Origin of the sequence: Mycobacterium kansasii ATCC 12478 (assembly GCF_000157895.3) — a bacterium.
Taxonomy (GTDB): domain Bacteria; phylum Actinomycetota; class Actinomycetes; order Mycobacteriales; family Mycobacteriaceae; genus Mycobacterium; species Mycobacterium kansasii.
In genome coordinates this window covers 2,825,702-2,840,236 of sequence record NC_022663.1, presented here as the reverse complement: position 1 = coordinate 2,840,236, position 14,535 = coordinate 2,825,702, and the positions used below count along the sequence as shown (strand labels likewise).

At 66.5% G+C, this 14,535-nt stretch carries 16 protein-coding genes; 9 read left to right on the top strand and 7 right to left on the bottom strand.

The window, feature by feature from the left end; all coding sequences use genetic code 11:
• Window positions 1-57 precede the first annotated feature (57 nt).
• Window positions 58-2,472 (bottom strand): transglycosylase/D,D-transpeptidase PonA2, encoded by a 2,415-nt coding sequence (gene ponA2 / locus MKAN_RS12255; protein ID WP_023368612.1) that lies wholly within the window; start codon window positions 2,470-2,472, stop codon window positions 58-60.
• A gap of 361 nt (window positions 2,473-2,833) precedes the next feature.
• Between ponA2 and MKAN_RS12250 the strand changes: the two genes are divergently transcribed.
• A complete protein-coding gene (locus tag MKAN_RS12250) occupies window positions 2,834-3,184 on the top strand; it encodes a WhiB family transcriptional regulator (protein WP_023368611.1) in 351 nt (116 codons plus the stop codon).
• 373 nt (window positions 3,185-3,557) lie between these two features.
• Here the strand turns inward: MKAN_RS12250 and bagB are convergent, their stop codons facing one another.
• Window positions 3,558-4,718, bottom strand: coding sequence for an ATPase BagB (gene bagB, locus MKAN_RS12245; RefSeq protein ID WP_023368610.1), 1,161 nt, complete (start codon window positions 4,716-4,718; stop codon window positions 3,558-3,560).
• Window positions 4,715-5,740: an ATPase BagA gene (bagA, locus tag MKAN_RS12240; protein WP_023368609.1), complete on the bottom strand. Its 1,026-nt coding sequence runs from the start codon at window positions 5,738-5,740 to the stop codon at window positions 4,715-4,717. The genes bagB and bagA overlap by 4 nt, the downstream gene beginning before the upstream one ends.
• A gap of 76 nt (window positions 5,741-5,816) precedes the next feature.
• Here bagA and MKAN_RS30460 point away from each other — a divergent pair, with 76 nt between their 5' ends.
• The 3 genes from MKAN_RS30460 to MKAN_RS12230 are packed head-to-tail and all read left to right on the top strand — an operon-like array spanning window position 5,817 to window position 7,225.
• Entirely contained in the window at window positions 5,817-5,978 is a 162-nt protein-coding gene (locus MKAN_RS30460) for a Sp36 family protein (protein WP_023368608.1), read from the top strand.
• A complete protein-coding gene (locus tag MKAN_RS12235; protein WP_023368607.1) occupies window positions 5,978-6,433 on the top strand; it encodes a RidA family protein in 456 nt (151 codons plus the stop codon). The genes MKAN_RS30460 and MKAN_RS12235 overlap by 1 nt, the downstream gene beginning before the upstream one ends.
• 6 nt (window positions 6,434-6,439) lie before the next feature.
• Complete coding sequence (locus MKAN_RS12230) at window positions 6,440-7,225, top strand: MBL fold metallo-hydrolase (protein WP_023368606.1); 786 nt, start codon at window positions 6,440-6,442, stop codon at window positions 7,223-7,225.
• A gap of 58 nt (window positions 7,226-7,283) precedes the next feature.
• Here MKAN_RS12230 and crp read toward each other — a convergent pair whose 3' ends face one another.
• Window positions 7,284-7,958: a cAMP-activated global transcriptional regulator CRP gene (gene crp / locus MKAN_RS12225; protein WP_023368605.1), complete on the bottom strand. Its 675-nt coding sequence runs from the start codon at window positions 7,956-7,958 to the stop codon at window positions 7,284-7,286.
• A 98-nt stretch (window positions 7,959-8,056) separates the two neighbouring features.
• The gene (locus tag MKAN_RS12220; protein ID WP_036394441.1) at window positions 8,057-8,404 is read right to left on the bottom strand and encodes a hypothetical protein; all 348 of its coding nucleotides are present in this window, start codon (window positions 8,402-8,404) and stop codon (window positions 8,057-8,059) included.
• 173 nt (window positions 8,405-8,577) lie between these two features.
• Between MKAN_RS12220 and nth the strand changes: the two genes are divergently transcribed.
• From nth to marP, 4 genes are read left to right on the top strand one after another with little or no spacing between them, the layout of a single operon-like run.
• Window positions 8,578-9,258, top strand: coding sequence for an endonuclease III (gene nth, locus MKAN_RS12215; protein WP_103797849.1), 681 nt, complete (start codon window positions 8,578-8,580; stop codon window positions 9,256-9,258).
• Window positions 9,259-9,266: 8 nt separating this feature from the next.
• Window positions 9,267-9,905 (top strand): TlpA family protein disulfide reductase, encoded by a 639-nt coding sequence (locus MKAN_RS12210; protein WP_036394569.1) that lies wholly within the window; start codon window positions 9,267-9,269, stop codon window positions 9,903-9,905.
• Between the two features lie 55 nt (window positions 9,906-9,960).
• A complete protein-coding gene (locus tag MKAN_RS12205; protein WP_023368601.1) occupies window positions 9,961-10,725 on the top strand; it encodes an NUDIX hydrolase in 765 nt (254 codons plus the stop codon).
• A 14-nt stretch (window positions 10,726-10,739) separates the two neighbouring features.
• The gene (gene marP, locus MKAN_RS12200) at window positions 10,740-11,933 is read left to right on the top strand and encodes an acid resistance serine protease MarP (RefSeq protein WP_099185007.1); all 1,194 of its coding nucleotides are present in this window, start codon (window positions 10,740-10,742) and stop codon (window positions 11,931-11,933) included.
• On the opposite strand, the gene MKAN_RS12195 is transcribed toward marP, so the two are convergent.
• Window positions 11,926-12,894, bottom strand: coding sequence for an alpha/beta fold hydrolase (locus tag MKAN_RS12195; RefSeq protein ID WP_023368599.1), 969 nt, complete (start codon window positions 12,892-12,894; stop codon window positions 11,926-11,928). The two genes, marP and MKAN_RS12195, sit on opposite strands and share 8 nt — an antisense overlap.
• The gene (locus tag MKAN_RS12190) at window positions 12,895-13,413 is read right to left on the bottom strand and encodes a phage holin family protein (protein WP_023368598.1); all 519 of its coding nucleotides are present in this window, start codon (window positions 13,411-13,413) and stop codon (window positions 12,895-12,897) included.
• A 248-nt stretch (window positions 13,414-13,661) separates the two neighbouring features.
• On the opposite strand from MKAN_RS12190, the gene MKAN_RS12185 reads away from it, so the two are divergent.
• Window positions 13,662-14,360, top strand: coding sequence for a chymotrypsin family serine protease (locus MKAN_RS12185; RefSeq protein WP_023368597.1), 699 nt, complete (start codon window positions 13,662-13,664; stop codon window positions 14,358-14,360).
• Window positions 14,361-14,535: the final 175 nt, after the last annotated feature.

Sequence of the window (14,535 nt, the reverse complement as noted above, 5' to 3'; positions counted from 1 at the left end):
ACTGCCGGTCGGCGACTGTTTGTTCGTCTCTTACGTCACTGATGCTCGCCGCAGCGCCTACGGAGGCGGTGGCGGAGCCAGCAGTGGAATGGTGATCGGCGGCAGCCCGGGGATCTCGATGACCTGCGAACCGACCGGGACCGGCGGCGCGTCCTCCGGCGGCGGCGGTGGTGGCGGCGGGATGCCGTTGCTGATCTGAATCGTGACGATCGAACCCGGAATGGTCTGGCCGCTGGGCGATGTACCGACCACTTCGCCGTACTTTGCGGTGCTGTTGACCGCGTTGGGCTGATCGGCAACCTGGAAGCCCGCATCCTTGAGACGCATCCGCGCCTGATCCACGTCCAGCCCCGCCACGCTGGGTACCCGGGAAGCCGCGGAACCCTCGACGTACCGCGGATCGGTGGGCGGCAAGTGCACCTCGCCGAAGTTGTTGGCGATCGGCTTCATGGCGGTGAACCAGGTCCGGGCCGGCTCGTTGCCGCCGTACAGGTCCCCGTTGCCGCAGTGGCGCAGCGGTCCGGAACACAGATCGGTCGGCGACGTCGAGTCGTCGTAGATGTAGTTGGCCGCCGCATAGCGGTTGGTGAAGCCCACGAATCCGGCGGACCGGTGTGCCTCGGTGGTGCCGGTCTTGCCCGACATCGGCAGGTCCCAGCCTGCGGCGCCGGCCGAACCGGCTGCCGTGCCGCTGCCCACGGCGTCCTTGCTCATCGCGTTGGCAAGGGTGTTGGCCAGACCTTCGGGCACCACCTGTTCGCAGGTTTCGGTGGTGACGGAAACCTGGTTGCCGTTGCGGTCGATCAGCTTGTCGATCGGGTTCGGCGGGCACCACACGCCGCCGGAGGCCAGCGTGGCCGCGACGTTAGACAGCTCCAGCGCGTTGACCTCGATCGGACCCAGGGTGAACGACCCGATGTTCTGGCGTTTGACGAAGTCGGCCAGGCTCTCGTTGCTGTCGGGGTTGTAGTCGCGCGCGGTGCCGGGATTGGCGTAGGACCGCAGGCCGAGCTTGATGGCCATGTCGACGGTACGGCTCACTCCGACCTGCGAGATCAGCTTGGCGAAGGCGGTATTGGGGGAGGTGGCCAGCGCGTCGGTCACATTCATCGATCCGCGGTAATTGCCGGCGTTGATCACGCACCAGGTGTCCTTGGGGCAGCCTTTGGCTCCGCCGCTGCCCAGGCCCTTGGCCTGGAATCGAGGTGGCACGTCCAGCTGGGCGTTGATGCCCATACCCATGTCGAGCGCGGCCGCCGTCGTGAAGATCTTGAAAATGGATCCTGCGCCGTCGCCGACGAGTGAGAACGGCTGGGGCCGCATGGTTTCACCGGCTTCGGTGTCCAGGCCGTACTTGCGGTTGCTGGCCATCGCCAGCACCTTGTGTGAGTCCTTGCCCGGTGCGATGACGCTCATCACGCTGGAGATGCCGGCCAGGTTCGGGGGAGCGAATTTGTCGACCGCCGCCTTGACCGGGACCTGTACGTCGGGGTCCAACGTGGTGCGGATGAGGTAGCCGCCCTTGGCCAGCTGGTCTTTGCTGATCCCCGCGCGGGAGAGGTACTCCTGGACGTAGTCGCAGAAGAAGGCGCGGTCACCGGCGGCGATACAGCCGCGGGGTAACTCGTTGGGTTGCGGCAACACTCCCAGTGGCTGCGCCTTGGCGGCACGCAGTGCGTCGGCCTCTTGCGGGATGTTCTCGATCATGGTGTCGAGGACCAGGTTGCGTCGGGTCAGCGCGCCCTCCGGGTTGGTGTAGGGGTTCAGCGCGCTGGTCGACTGCACCATGCCCGCCAGCAGCGCCGCCTGCTGCCAGTTCAGATCCGAGGCGTTGATGCCGAAATAGGTCTGCGCCGCGTCCTGCACGCCGAACGAGTTGTTGCCGAACGACACGAGGTTCAGGTAGCGGGTCAGGATCTCCGGTTTGGTGAACGTCTTGTCCAGGGTGAGCGCCATCCGGATCTCGCGCAGCTTGCGCGCCGGGGTGGTCTCGACGGCGGCCCGCTTTTCGGCGTCGGTTTGGGCGGTGACCAGCAGCTGGTAGTTCTTGACGTACTGCTGCTCGATGGTGGAACCGCCGCGAGTGTCGAGGTCCCCGGAGGCGTAGCCGGCGAGCCCGGTGAGGGTGCCTTTCCAGTCGACGCCGTTGTGGTCGGCGAAGCGCTTGTCTTCGATGGAGACGATCGCCAGCTTCATGGTGTTGGCGATCTTGTCGGAGGGCACCTCGAACCGGCGCTGCGAGTACAGCCACGCGATGGTGTTGCCCTTGGCGTCGACCATCGTCGACACGGCCGGAACCTCCCCCTGGAGGAGTTGAGCCGAGCCGTTCGCCACTACCTCAGAAGCGCGATTGGACATCAGCCCGAGCCCGCCTGCGAAGGGGAACATCAGTGCCGTGGCCACGACGCTGGCCAACACACAACACCCCGCGAGCTTCAGCAGGGTAAGCGCCACCGGGGGGCGATCGGACATGCGTACTACAGTAGCGGCCCCCTGTCACGCCCCCGCGCCGTGAGACTGAAAAAAATTCTTAGGAAAGCGGTGACGGCGGCGCCGTCGGCGCCTCGGCGCTTATTTTGCGCGTGCGTCACAGGTCAGGGACCTAATCGGGGACCGAGGGGGTGCTTTTCCCCCGGCCGGTCGGCAGAAGTCGGGACGCGCGTCCCAAAAAAAGCGTTATCAGACTGTTGCGCAATTGCCACCTGACCACCTAACTTATAAGCGCAGTGAGATTCAGGTAACACCGATGTGCACAGTGTGTCTTAGGTCGCAACATCGGCTGGTACCCGAGGAGGGCGGCCGCGATTCGCGGCCGGGAGGAAGGGATCAGCTCGTGTCAGGAACACGTCCGGCCGCTCGAAGGACAAACCTCACGTCGGCGCAAAACCTTCTCCGCAGTGCCGATGCGGAGGAACGGATCAACTGGGTATCAAAAGCGCTGTGCAGGGCGACGGACCCTGACGAACTGTTCGTCCGTGGAGCCGCACAGCGCAAAGCCGCGGTGATCTGCCGTCACTGTCCGGTGATGCAGGAATGTGCGGCCGACGCACTTGACAACAAGGTCGAGTTCGGGGTGTGGGGTGGCATGACTGAGCGTCAGCGCCGGGCACTGCTCAAACAACATCCTGAGGTGGTCTCGTGGTCGGACTACCTCGACAAGCGCAAGCGTCGCAGCGTCGGCTAAGGCTCTCGGATAGGGGTGCAAGCGAGCCGGCCGGCTCCACGTCCCTCATTACGATTTTGTTACTGAGTCGGCGTCGCTGGCTCTAATTGCCTTGTGTCCAATAGGAACTGGCGTATGCACAATAGCGCGGTTTTCTCACTGTATCGTTGTTCGGCGCGGTGAGGGCCGGTTTCGTGAATCTTCGACGCCGAGTGTGAGTTGTCGGAGTCGAGCGTGTGGCTGGGGCGGAAAAATCCGGCGTGACCGCGCCCAGGATTCACAGTCGTCGCCCTCAGCACACGCTCGATGCCGCCCGGGCGGAATCGCGGCTAGCGGCCCGTCCCCCGCAGGCTGGCCGCTTCATCGCCGACTCGGGGCTGGATTGGCCGGTTCCTCAGCGGCCCGCTGCGCGGGCCGCTTCGTCGCCGACGGGGGCGATCTGGTCGGCGAGCGCACGCAGCGCATCCAGGTCGGAGACGTCGAACGGCAGCGACGGGACCCCGACGACAGGCACGTGTGGATTGGCCCCGGTGAACCGGGACAGCAGCCGGATCTCTCGCTTGGCCGTCTGCCCGCGGTCGGCATGGATCCGCAGCACCGCTGCCGCCAGCGATGCCGCCTCCGACTCGCTGTGCTCCTCCTCCAACGTTTCGGTCGCGTCGATAGCCCGTTCGACGGGTAGTGCGCACAGCATCGGGTGAGTGCGGTTCAACACCAGGCCCGCCAGCGGCATGCCTTCTTGGGTCAGCCGGTCGACGAAGAACGACGCCTCACGCAGCGCATCGGGTTCGGCCGCAGACACCACCACGAACTGGGTACCGCGCCGTTTCAGCAACGCATAGGTTCGGTCAGCCTTCTCCCGGAAACCCCCGAATGTGGCGTCCAGTGATTGCACGAATGTGGCGGCATCGCTCAGCATCTTCGAACCGAGCACAGTAGACATCGCCTTCATGGCCAAACCCATGACGCCGGTGACCAACCGGCCGATACCCCGGCCCGGAGCCAGCAGCAGCCGCCACAACCGGCTATCCATGAAGCTGCCCAAGCGTTTTGGCGCGTCCAGAAAGTCCAGCGCGTTGCGCGACGGCGGAGTGTCCACCACGACCAGATCCCAGCGATCCTGCGCCAGAAGCTGACCCAGCTTCTCCATGGCCATGTACTCCTGGGTGCCGGCAAGCGATGTGGCGACGGTCTGGTAGAACTGGTTGTCCAGAATCGATTGTGCGCGTTCGGATCCGGAGTATTGGACCACCATCTCGTCGAACGTGCGCCGCATGTCGAGCATCATCCCGTGCAGCTCGCCGGGCACCTCCGGAGCCAGTGGCACTCGCTGCGGTGTGTTACCCAGGTCGTCGATGCCCAGGGCCTGGGCCAGTCGCTTGGCCGGGTCGATCGTCAGGACGACGACGGTGCGGCCATATTCAGCGGCGCGCAAGGCAATTGCCGCGGCAGTGGTGGTCTTGCCCACACCGCCGGCTCCGCAGCATACAATAACGCGATTGGACGTATCGGCCAGGATCGCGGCCATGTCAAGGGGTTTCGGTACAGTGCTCATCGAACCCCCTGCTGCGCAAGCGATTCCGAAAGTTCGTACAAGCTGCCCAAGTCGACACCATCGGAAATCGTGGGCAATTCCAGCCGTGGAACATGCAGGGCGTCGAGTTGTTGCGCGGTTTCGGCGCGTGCACTGATTCGGCTGGCGTGCTGGATCGTCTCGGTCAGCAGACCGGCGAAATCCGTTGCGGCCAGCTCGATTCCGGCCATTGCCAAACCGGACCGCACCGAGTCGGCGTCGACATCTCCCTCGGCTGCCTTCGCGAGGTCCTCGGCACTCAGGTAGGCCGGAATATTGCGGTTGACGATGACGCTGCCGATCGGCAATTGCATCTCGGCGAGCTCCTCGATCGCTTCCAGGGTTTCCTGCATTGGCAGCGCTTCCAGCAGCGTCACCAGATGGATAGCGGTCTGATCGGAGTGCAGCAACCTCACCACCCCTTCGGCTTGCGAATGCACCGGCCCGCCCTTGGCCAGATCGGAGACCGCCTTGGTGACGTCCAGGAAGCGCGCGATACGGCCCGTCGGCGGTGCGTCGACCACGATCGCGTCATACACCGGGTTCTTGGTCCCCTTGTTGAGGCGGACCACCGTTTCCTTGATCTTGCCCGTGAGCAACACGTCGCGAAGGCCGGGCGCGATCGTCGTCGCAAACTCGATCGCCCCGACACGTCGCATTGCCCGGCCCGCGATGCCCAGGTTGTAGAACATGTCGAGGTATTCCAGGAACGCCGCCTCGATATCGATTGCCAGTGCGTTCACCTGCCCGCCGCGTTCGGCGGTCGCGATTTTGACCTCTTGATAGGGCAACGGCGGGACATCGAAGAGTTGCGCAATCCCTTGGCGCCCTTCGACTTCGATGAGCAGGACCTTGCGGCCTCCGGCTGCCAGCGTCAGCGCCAGTGCGGCCGCGATGGTGGACTTCCCGGTGCCGCCTTTGCCGGTCACAAAGTGCAAGCGGGCCTTCGACAGGCGCGACGGCCAGCCGACGGGATGACCGTCGTTAGGTGTGTTCGCCACCATCGCATGCTAGCCCTACCGCCTCGCCCGGCCGCCGGGTTGGCCGGAGCTCGTCAACGACGGCGGATAAGCTGCCGTCATGACCCAACCCTCCGCATGGGAGTACGCGACGGTTCCGCTGCTCACGCACGCCACCAAACAAATCCTCGACCAGTGGGGAGCCGACGGCTGGGAGCTGGTCGCGGTGTTGCCGGGGCCAACCGGCGAGCAGCACGTCGCCTACCTGAAGCGCCCGAAGTGATGGACGCTAAATCCCGGCTCGCGCAACTAGGCCTCACGCTTCCGGAGATGGTGGCGCCGCTGGCGGCCTACGTGCCGGCGGTGCGCACCGGCAACCTCGTCTACACCTCGGGGCAGCTGCCCTTCGAGGCCGGAAAGCTGGCGTGTACGGGCAAGGTGGGCGCAGACATCACGCCGGAGGAAGCCAAGGCCGCGGCCCGCATTTGCGCGCTCAACGCGCTGGCGGCGGTGGATTCGCTCGTCGGCCTGGACTCGGTGACACGGGTGGTCAAGGTGGTCGGGTTCGTCGCCTCCGCACCGGGCTTTCACGGTCAGCCCAGCATCATCAACGGAGCCTCGGACCTGCTCGCCGAGGTCTTCGGCGACAACGGCGCGCATGCGCGTTCGGCCGTCGGCGTGTCCGAGCTGCCGCTGGGCGCACCCGTCGAAGTCGAGCTGATCGTGGAGGTCGGCTAGGCGACCGTGACCGAGTCGCTGACCCACCCCGCGTACGGCCGGTTGCGGCCGGTCACCGACACGGCATCGGTGCTGGTGGCCGACAACCCCGGCCTGATGACACTGGAGGGCACCAATACCTGGGTGCTGTGCGGACCGGGCAGCGACGAGCTGGTCATCGTCGATCCGGGGCCGGGCGACGACGAGCACATCGCCCGGATCGCCGCGCTGGGCCGCGTCGCGCTGGTGCTGATCAGCCATCGCCACGGCGACCATACCGACGGCATCGACAAGCTGGTCGAGCTGACCGGGGCACCGGTACGCGCGGCGAATCCGCAATTCCAGCGTGGCGACGGGGTGACGCTGAGCGACGGGGAAGTGATCGAGGCTGCCGGGCTGGCGATCACGGTGCTGGCCACCCCGGGTCACACCGCCGACTCGCTGTCGTTCCTGCTCGAGGATGCCGTCCTGACCGCCGACAGCGTGCTGGGCCGCGGCACCACCGTTCTGGACAAGGACGACGGCAGCCTGACCGACTACCTGGAATCGCTGCACCGGCTGCGCGGATTGGGTCAGCGGACCGTCCTGCCCGGGCACGGGCCGGAATTGACTGACGTCGCGGCCGTCGCGCAGGGGTACCTTGCGCACCGAAAGGAGCGGCTCGAGCAGGTGCGCTGCGCGCTGCGGGAACTCGGCGACGATGCCACCACCCGTCAGGTCGTCGAACACGTCTATGTCGACGTCGACGAGAAGCTCTGGGATGCGGCCGAATGGTCGGTGCAGGCGCAACTGGACTATCTGCGCCGAAACTGAAAATTTGCAGCCAAAGCGCGAGTGGAGGCCTGCAGAATTACAGGCTCGGCAGAGGAAACTACCGAGCCCGGCGGGCCAGCCGTTCAGAATCCGAGATCAGCACGCTCTTGCCCTCCAACCGGATCCAGCCGCGGTGCGCGAAGTCGGCCAGCGCCTTGTTCACCGTCTCCCGGGAAGCGCCGACCAGCTGTGCGATCTCCTCCTGAGTGAGGTCGTGGGTGACCCGCATCGCGCCGCCCTCCTGGGTGCCGAAACGCTGGGCAAGCTGCAGCAGCTGCTTGGCCACCCGGCCGGGCACGTCGGTGAAGATGAGGTCGGCCAGATTGTTGTTGGTGCGCCGCAACCGGCGCGCCAGGACGCGCAGCAGCTGCTCGGCGATTTCCGGACGATCGGCGATCCACGCCCGCAGCGCGTCGCGGTCCATCGAGACCGCCCGCACCTCGGTGATCGTGGTCGCGCTGGATGTCCGCGGCCCGGGGTCGAAAATCGACAGCTCGCCGAACATGTCGGACGGGCCCATGATGGTCAGCAGGTTCTCCCGGCCGTCGGGCGAGCGGCGCCCGATTTTCACCTTGCCCGAGATGATGATGTACAGCCGATCGCCCGGCTCACCTTCAGCGAAAACCGTGTGTCCGCGGGGGAAGTCAACGGGCTGCAGCTGCTTGGTCAGTGCCGCGACCGCGCTGGGCTCAACCCCTTGGAAGATTCCTGCCCTTGCCAGGATCTCGTCCACGTTGCCTCTTCAGCTTTCCAACGAAGTGATACGGGCAGGCCGGCCCTCTTGACCAGCGCCGGTGTACAGGTTAGGCCAATCGGTACGACGTGCCAACGCTACACACGATTGATGTGTCGAGTCGCCTTAACCCGGGAATGGATGTGTCGAGGGGCAGCACGGTAGGGATCGGCGTGATACTTGCCGGTGAGGGCCCTGGTGGCGGGGGCCTCGGTCAGGGCCGGCGCCTCGCGTCGATGCAGATAAGCCAGCGCCTCCGGCATGCCATCACGGGCTAGCCGGTGCACATCGGCGGCCTGAGCCTGCTCGAGAAACTCGGCAACGTCCGAGGCGGTCACGGTATCGCAGGAAAGCGTCTGTTCCAGCCGACCGAGGCCGAGGGTCGTCAGCATCAGCAACGCCGGAACGCACGCCACCAGCAACCACGACACATGGAGAGTAAACATCGCCTTGAATCAACACGAGGTCTCGGTCAGATCACGAAATCAGTACTCTGTCGTAGGTGACAGCGGCAAAGTCGTCCGGGCCAACCCGGCCCAAACCAGCCACGCTCGCCACCGACGTCGCCAAGCGCTGGTCCGCCGAAACCCGCACCGCCTTGGTGCGCCGGGCCAGGCGGATGAATCGTCAACTGGGACAAGCCTTTCCGCATGTGTACTGCGAATTGGACTTCACCAATCCGCTCGAACTGGCGCTGGCGACCATCCTTTCGGCGCAGAGCACCGACAAACGGGTGAACCTGACGACGCCGGCGTTGTTCGCGAAATATCGGACTGCGCTCGACTATGCCAAAGCGGACCGCACCGAGCTGGAAAACCTCATTCGCCCCACCGGTTTCTTCCGTAACAAGGCCAACGCGTTGATCGGCCTCGGGCAAGCTCTGGTCGAGCGGTTCGACGGCGAGGTGCCCGCCACCATGGCGGAACTTGTGACGCTGCCGGGAATCGGCCGCAAGACCGCCAACGTCATTCTCGGCAATGCGTTCGGCATCCCCGGAATCACCGTCGACACCCACTTCGGGCGGTTGGTGCGGCGCTGGCACTGGACCGCCGAAACCGACCCGGTGAAGGTGGAGCATGCGGTCGGCGAACTGATCGAACGCAAGGAGTGGACCGTGCTCAGCCACCGGGTGATCTTCCACGGCCGCCGGGTATGCCACGCCCGCAAGCCCGCGTGCGGTGTCTGCGTGCTCGCCAAAGACTGCCCCTCCTTCGGCCTCGGCCCCACCGAGCCGCTGCTGGCCGCACCTCTTGTCCAGGGCCCCGAAACCGAGCATCTGCTGGCCCTCGCCGGCCTGTGACATCGCGACTGTCCTCGAGAACCCGCTGGACCGTCGCGGTCCTGGCGGTGGTCGCCACCCTCATCGTGGCGCTGGTCGTCCAACTGCGTGACGACTCCCCAAGCACCGCAACCCCACAGGCGCCGGCGGCGCGAGACCACCGGGATGCCGACACCGCCGCGGCGCTGGCCGGGCCGCGGCGGCGCGCCAACCTGCCGCCCTGCCCGGCCGCCGGTGCCGGCTCGGGCTCACCGGCACTGACCGGCGTGGTGGTGGAATGCGCGGCCGACGGTTCCGCCGTCGACGTGGCCCGGGCGCTGGCCGGGCGGCGGGTGCTGCTCAATCTATGGGCGTACTGGTGCGGGGAGTGCATAGCCGAACTGCCCGCGATGGCCGAATATCAACAACGGGTCGGGCCCGAAGTCATGGTGGTGACGGTTCATCAGGACGAGAATGAGACGGCCGCGTTGCTGCGGTTGGCCGATCTGGGTGTTCGGTTGCCGACCCTGCAGGACGGCCGCCGTAAAGTGGCGGCAGCATTGCGGGTGGCGAATGTGATGCCCGCGACAGTGCTCTTGCGGCCGGACGGTAGCGTGGCCCAGACCCTGCCGCGCGCTTTCGCCAGCGCCGAGGAGATAGCGGCTGCGGTCGGAGACAAGGCGTGGTGAGCGGTTGGAGAGAAGGCGGGCAGGTGCACCCGACCAGCCCGACAAGGAGGCGCCGGTGAACGCTGGGGTTGCCCTGACGCCCGAGGTCGGCCCGTCCTGGCTGCGCCCACTGGTCGACAACGTGGACCGGGTGCCCGACGCGGTCCGGCGGCGGTTGCCGGCCGACATGCTGGCCATGGTGACGGCGGCCCGGGCGACCGCATCCCTGCGTCGCAACGAACGCGAAGCGGCCGTTCTGGTGCTGTTCTCCGGTCCCGAGTCCGGGCGGGCCGACGGCGGCGTTCCCGACGACGCCGACCTGCTGTTGACGGTGCGGGCGTCGACCTTGCGTCACCATGCCGGTCAGGCGGCATTCCCCGGCGGCGCATCCGATCCCGGAGACCAGGGTCCGGTGGCCACCGCCTTCCGGGAAGCCCATGAGGAGACCGGACTCGACCCGGCCAAGCTCCACCCACTGGCCACCATGGAACGCACCTTCATCGCTCCGTCGCGATTCCACGTCGTCCCGGTGCTGGCGTATTCCCCCGATCCCGGACCGGTGCACGTCGTCAACGAGGCGGAGACGGCCATGGTGACGCGGGTTCCGGTGCGCGCCTTCGTCAATCCGGAAAACCGGCTGATGGTGTACCGGCGGACGTTGAGTCGGCGGTGGGCCGGGCCGGCGTTTCTGCTCAACCACATGCTGGTCTGGGGGTTCACCGGCCAGGTGATTTCGGCGGTGCTCGACGTTGCAGGGTGGGCCAGGCCCTGGGACACCAGCGATGTCCGCGAACTGGACGACGCGATGGCGCTGGTCGGTGAGCAGGGTGGACTGCGATGAACTCGATGAATGCCATGACCCCGTCACAATGGCTCGATATCGCGGTGTTGGCGGTCGCCTTCATCGCGGCGATCTCGGGCTGGCGGTCCGGTGCGCTGGGCTCGATGCTGTCGTTTGCCGGTGTGCTGCTGGGCGCGATTGCCGGCGTCCTGCTGGCGCCCCACATCGTCGCCCACATCGCTGCCCCCCGGGCCAAGCTGTTCACCGCGCTGTTTCTGATCCTCGGACTGGTCGTGGTCGGCGAAGTCGCAGGTGTGGTGCTGGGACGGGCCGTGCGCGGGGCGATCCGCAATCGGCCGGTCCGGGTGATCGACTCGGTCATCGGGGTGGCGGTGCAGCTGGTCGTGGTGCTGACGGCGGCGTGGCTGCTGGCGACGCCGCTGACCCAGTCGAAGGATCAGCCGGAGTTGGCGGCGGCGGTTCGCGGGTCACGGGTGCTCGCCGAGGTCAACGAGGTGGCACCCACCTGGCTCAAGACGGTGCCCAAGCGGCTTTCGGCGCTGCTGAACACCTCGGGCCTGCCGCAGGTGCTGGAGCCGTTCAGCCGCACCCCGGTCATTCCGGTCGCCTCGCCCGATCCCGCGCTGGCCGACAACCCGGTGGTGACGGCCACCGCGCCGAGCGTGCTCAAGATCCGCAGCCTGGCCCCCAGCTGCCAGAAGGTGCTGGAGGGCAGCGGCTTCGTGGTTGCCCCCGAGCGCGTGATGACCAACGCTCACGTGGTCGCCGGGTCCAACAGTGTGCAGGTCTACGCGAGCGGCAAGCCCCTGGACGCGACCGTGGTGTCCTACGACCCTTCGGTCGACATCGCGATCCTGGCCGTCCCGCACCTGCCGCCGGCGCCGCTGGTGTTCGCCCAAGAAGAAGCCAGAACGGGCACCAGCGTTGTGGTGCTGGGCTACCCCGGCGGCGGCAACTTCACCGCGACGCCGGCCCGGATTCGCGAGGCCATCAAACTCAGTGGTCCCGACATCTACCGCAACCCCCAGCCGGTCACCCGCGACGTCTACACCATCAGGGCCAACGTGGAGCAGGGCGACTCGGGTGGACCGTTGATCGACCTCAACGGTCAGGTGCTCGGCGTGGTGTTCGGCGCGGCCGTCGACGACCCGGACACCGGGTTCGTGCTGACCGCCGGTGAGGTGGCCAGTCAGCTGGAAAAGATCGGGGCCACCCAGCGCGTCGGCACCGGGGCGTGCGTCAGCTGAGCCGGTGCACCTGATCGAGGAACCGTGCCAGCTGCCGGTTGACCTCCTCGGGTGCTTCTTCGTGGCTGAAATGTCCGGCGCCGGCGACGGATACGTAGCGTCCGTGCGGCGCGTAACGGTGGGTGCGCTCGACCGGATCGGCCAGGACGTAGGGATCGGCGTCACCGCGTAGGTGCAGCAACGGCACGCCGAGTTGCCGACGCATCGACTTCATGAAGCGCCGGCCTTCGCCGCGCAGCTGACTGCGCACGGCCCAACGCTGGTACTCCAGTGCCGAGTGCGCGGCAGCAGGAATCCGGATGGCCTGCCGCAGATAGCCGATCGTCTGCGAAAAGTCTTCGGAGGCAACCCATTTGGCGCTGCTACGAATGCGTACCAGGCGCTCGATTTCGGCCGCGTCATCCCGGGTCAGCAGGCGCTCGGGCCACAGCGGCACTTGGTAGCGCAGCAATGTCGGCAACAGTGCGCGGCCCTGGTCTCGCCTGGTCAGGGTGGATCGGCGCAGCGCGGCCGGATGCGGTGAGCTGATCAGCGCGATGGACCGCACCAGCCGGGAGTGCAGCAGCGCGGTGGTCCAGCAGGCGAGCCCGCCGTCGGCATGACCGACCAGCGTGGCCGACGAGTGTCCCAGCGCGCGGATCAATCCGGCCGTGTCACCGGCCAGGGTCCAGCCGTCGTAGCCGCGGGGCGGTTTGTCGCTGCCGCCGTAGCCGCGCAGGTCGACCGCGACCACCCGGGCACTCGTGAGCCCGCGCAGCTGGTGACGCCACGACCACCAGAACGAACCGAATCCGTGCAACAGGATCACCAGGGGCCGTGCCATCGCCGGTATGGCCGGCTCCGCCGCGTCCGGGTCGGCCGGAATGGCCTCGACGACGTGGAACCGGATGCCGTTGGCGTGCACGTCCAGATGCCGCCATGGCCCGTCGATGCGGGTCATCGACGGATCTGGTGCCGGCACTTACCAACCCGACGGATCGGTGGGCGTCGTGCCCTCGGGTGCCGCCGGGCGGGTCACGGCCGGGGTCTTGTCGTGGCCCGGCATGAGCGCGGTGCGGGTCTCCTTGACCGACTCGATGGTCTGCTGTGGTCCCCGGATTCGTCGGACCTTGAGGAAACCCAACAGTGCGAGCACGACGGTGGTCACCACCATGAGGGCGAAGACGATCAGGAACGCCACCCAGCGCCACAGCCAGGAGTCGAGCAGCTCGGCAAGGAAGAAGAACAGGAAGAAGGTCGAGTAGAACAGCACCACCAGCGCGGCGATGAAGAACACGCTGCCGGTCAGACCCCTCTTGACGTCGCGAGTGATCTCGGCTCGGGCCAGTTCGACCTCGGCCCGTACCAGCGTCGACATCTGGGTCGTCGCGTCTTTGATCAGGTCGCCGATCGACGGTTCACCGGGCCGGGCGTGCGGATCGGCCAACGGAATCGTGGTCAGCGTGCTGGGCACACCGGTCTGGCGATCAGGTTTGCTCACAGACGATCCTCTCGCGTTGACGGGCCACGGTTTCGCGGTAGTCGCGGTTTATGTTGCCATGCGCTTCGGTGCCGGACGAGGCCAGCCGAAGACCGTGAGTTTCCGGGCGGTTTCAACCTATTAAATTGACGGTCAGGGGCCACCTCTAACGGCATCGGACGTAATCTGACGATCATCTACACTGGCGCATCTGTCCTTGATGTCCGGTGATGTCCGGAAGAAGTCCCACCACCGACGGGAGTACCACTTTGCAGACGGCGCACCGCTGCTTCACCGCGGCGACCGTGGCCGTGGTCCTGGCTGTCGGGTTTCTTCCCGCGGGCACCGCGGCTGCCGACGACAAGGTTCCGTTGGGTGGCGGTGCGGGCATCGTCGTCAACGGGGGGACGTTGTGCACGTTGACGACCATCGGCCACGACAAGAACGGCGACCTCATCGGATTCAGCTCCGCGCACTGCGGTGGTCCGGGCGCGCCCGTCGCCGCCGAGGGTGCGGAAGCGAAAGGCATCGTGGGCACCATGGTGGCCGGCAACGACACCCTCGACTACGCGGTGATCAAGTTCGATCCGGCCAAGGTGACGCCGGTGGCCGACTTCAACGGCTTTGCGATCAACGGCATCGGTCCCGATCCGACGTTCGGCCAGATCGCCTGCAAACAAGGACGATCCACGGGCAACTCGTGCGGGGTCACCTGGGGTCCGGGGCAGGACCCGGGCACCATCGTGATGCAGGTCTGCGGCGGCCCCGGGGATTCCGGGGCGCCGGTGACGGTGGACAACCTGCTGGTCGGGATGATCCACGGAGCGTTCAGCGAGAACCTGCCCGGCTGCGTCACCAAGTACATTCCGCTGCACACGCCGGCGGTGGTGATGTCGATCAACGCGGACCTGGCCGACATCAACGCCAAGAACCGGCCGGGATCGGACTTCGTCCCGATCGGGGGCTGAGCTATTTTGCGGCTTGACGGCCGCTGTTTTGATGACCCGGATTCCGCCGCTTCCGAACGGGTGTGGGTTCCGGAACGACAATAGGGTCTTTTCCGCCTGGCTTCAGGCAGAAAAGACCCTACCGGTGTGTCGACGAGGTCAGTCGATAACGGTTTCGGCGTGGAAAGCCGGAGCC

What these genes read in the sequence shown, in the direction of transcription:
- ponA2 (WP_023368612.1), bottom strand. Translation starts at nt 2,472, where the DNA reads ATGTCCGATCGCCCCCCGGTGGCGCTTACCCTGCTGAAGCTCGCGGGG.
- bagB (WP_023368610.1), bottom strand. Translation starts at nt 4,718, where the DNA reads ATGAGCACTGTACCGAAACCCCTTGACATGGCCGCGATCCTGGCCGAT.
- bagA (WP_023368609.1), bottom strand. Translation starts at nt 5,740, where the DNA reads ATGGTGGCGAACACACCTAACGACGGTCATCCCGTCGGCTGGCCGTCG.
- MKAN_RS30460 (WP_023368608.1), top strand. Translation starts at nt 5,817, where the DNA reads ATGACCCAACCCTCCGCATGGGAGTACGCGACGGTTCCGCTGCTCACG.
- MKAN_RS12235 (WP_023368607.1), top strand. Translation starts at nt 5,978, where the DNA reads ATGGACGCTAAATCCCGGCTCGCGCAACTAGGCCTCACGCTTCCGGAG.
- MKAN_RS12220 (WP_036394441.1), bottom strand. Translation starts at nt 8,404, where the DNA reads ATGTTTACTCTCCATGTGTCGTGGTTGCTGGTGGCGTGCGTTCCGGCG.
- nth (WP_103797849.1), top strand. Translation starts at nt 8,578, where the DNA reads ATGAATCGTCAACTGGGACAAGCCTTTCCGCATGTGTACTGCGAATTG.
- marP (WP_099185007.1), top strand. Translation starts at nt 10,740, where the DNA reads ATGACCCCGTCACAATGGCTCGATATCGCGGTGTTGGCGGTCGCCTTC.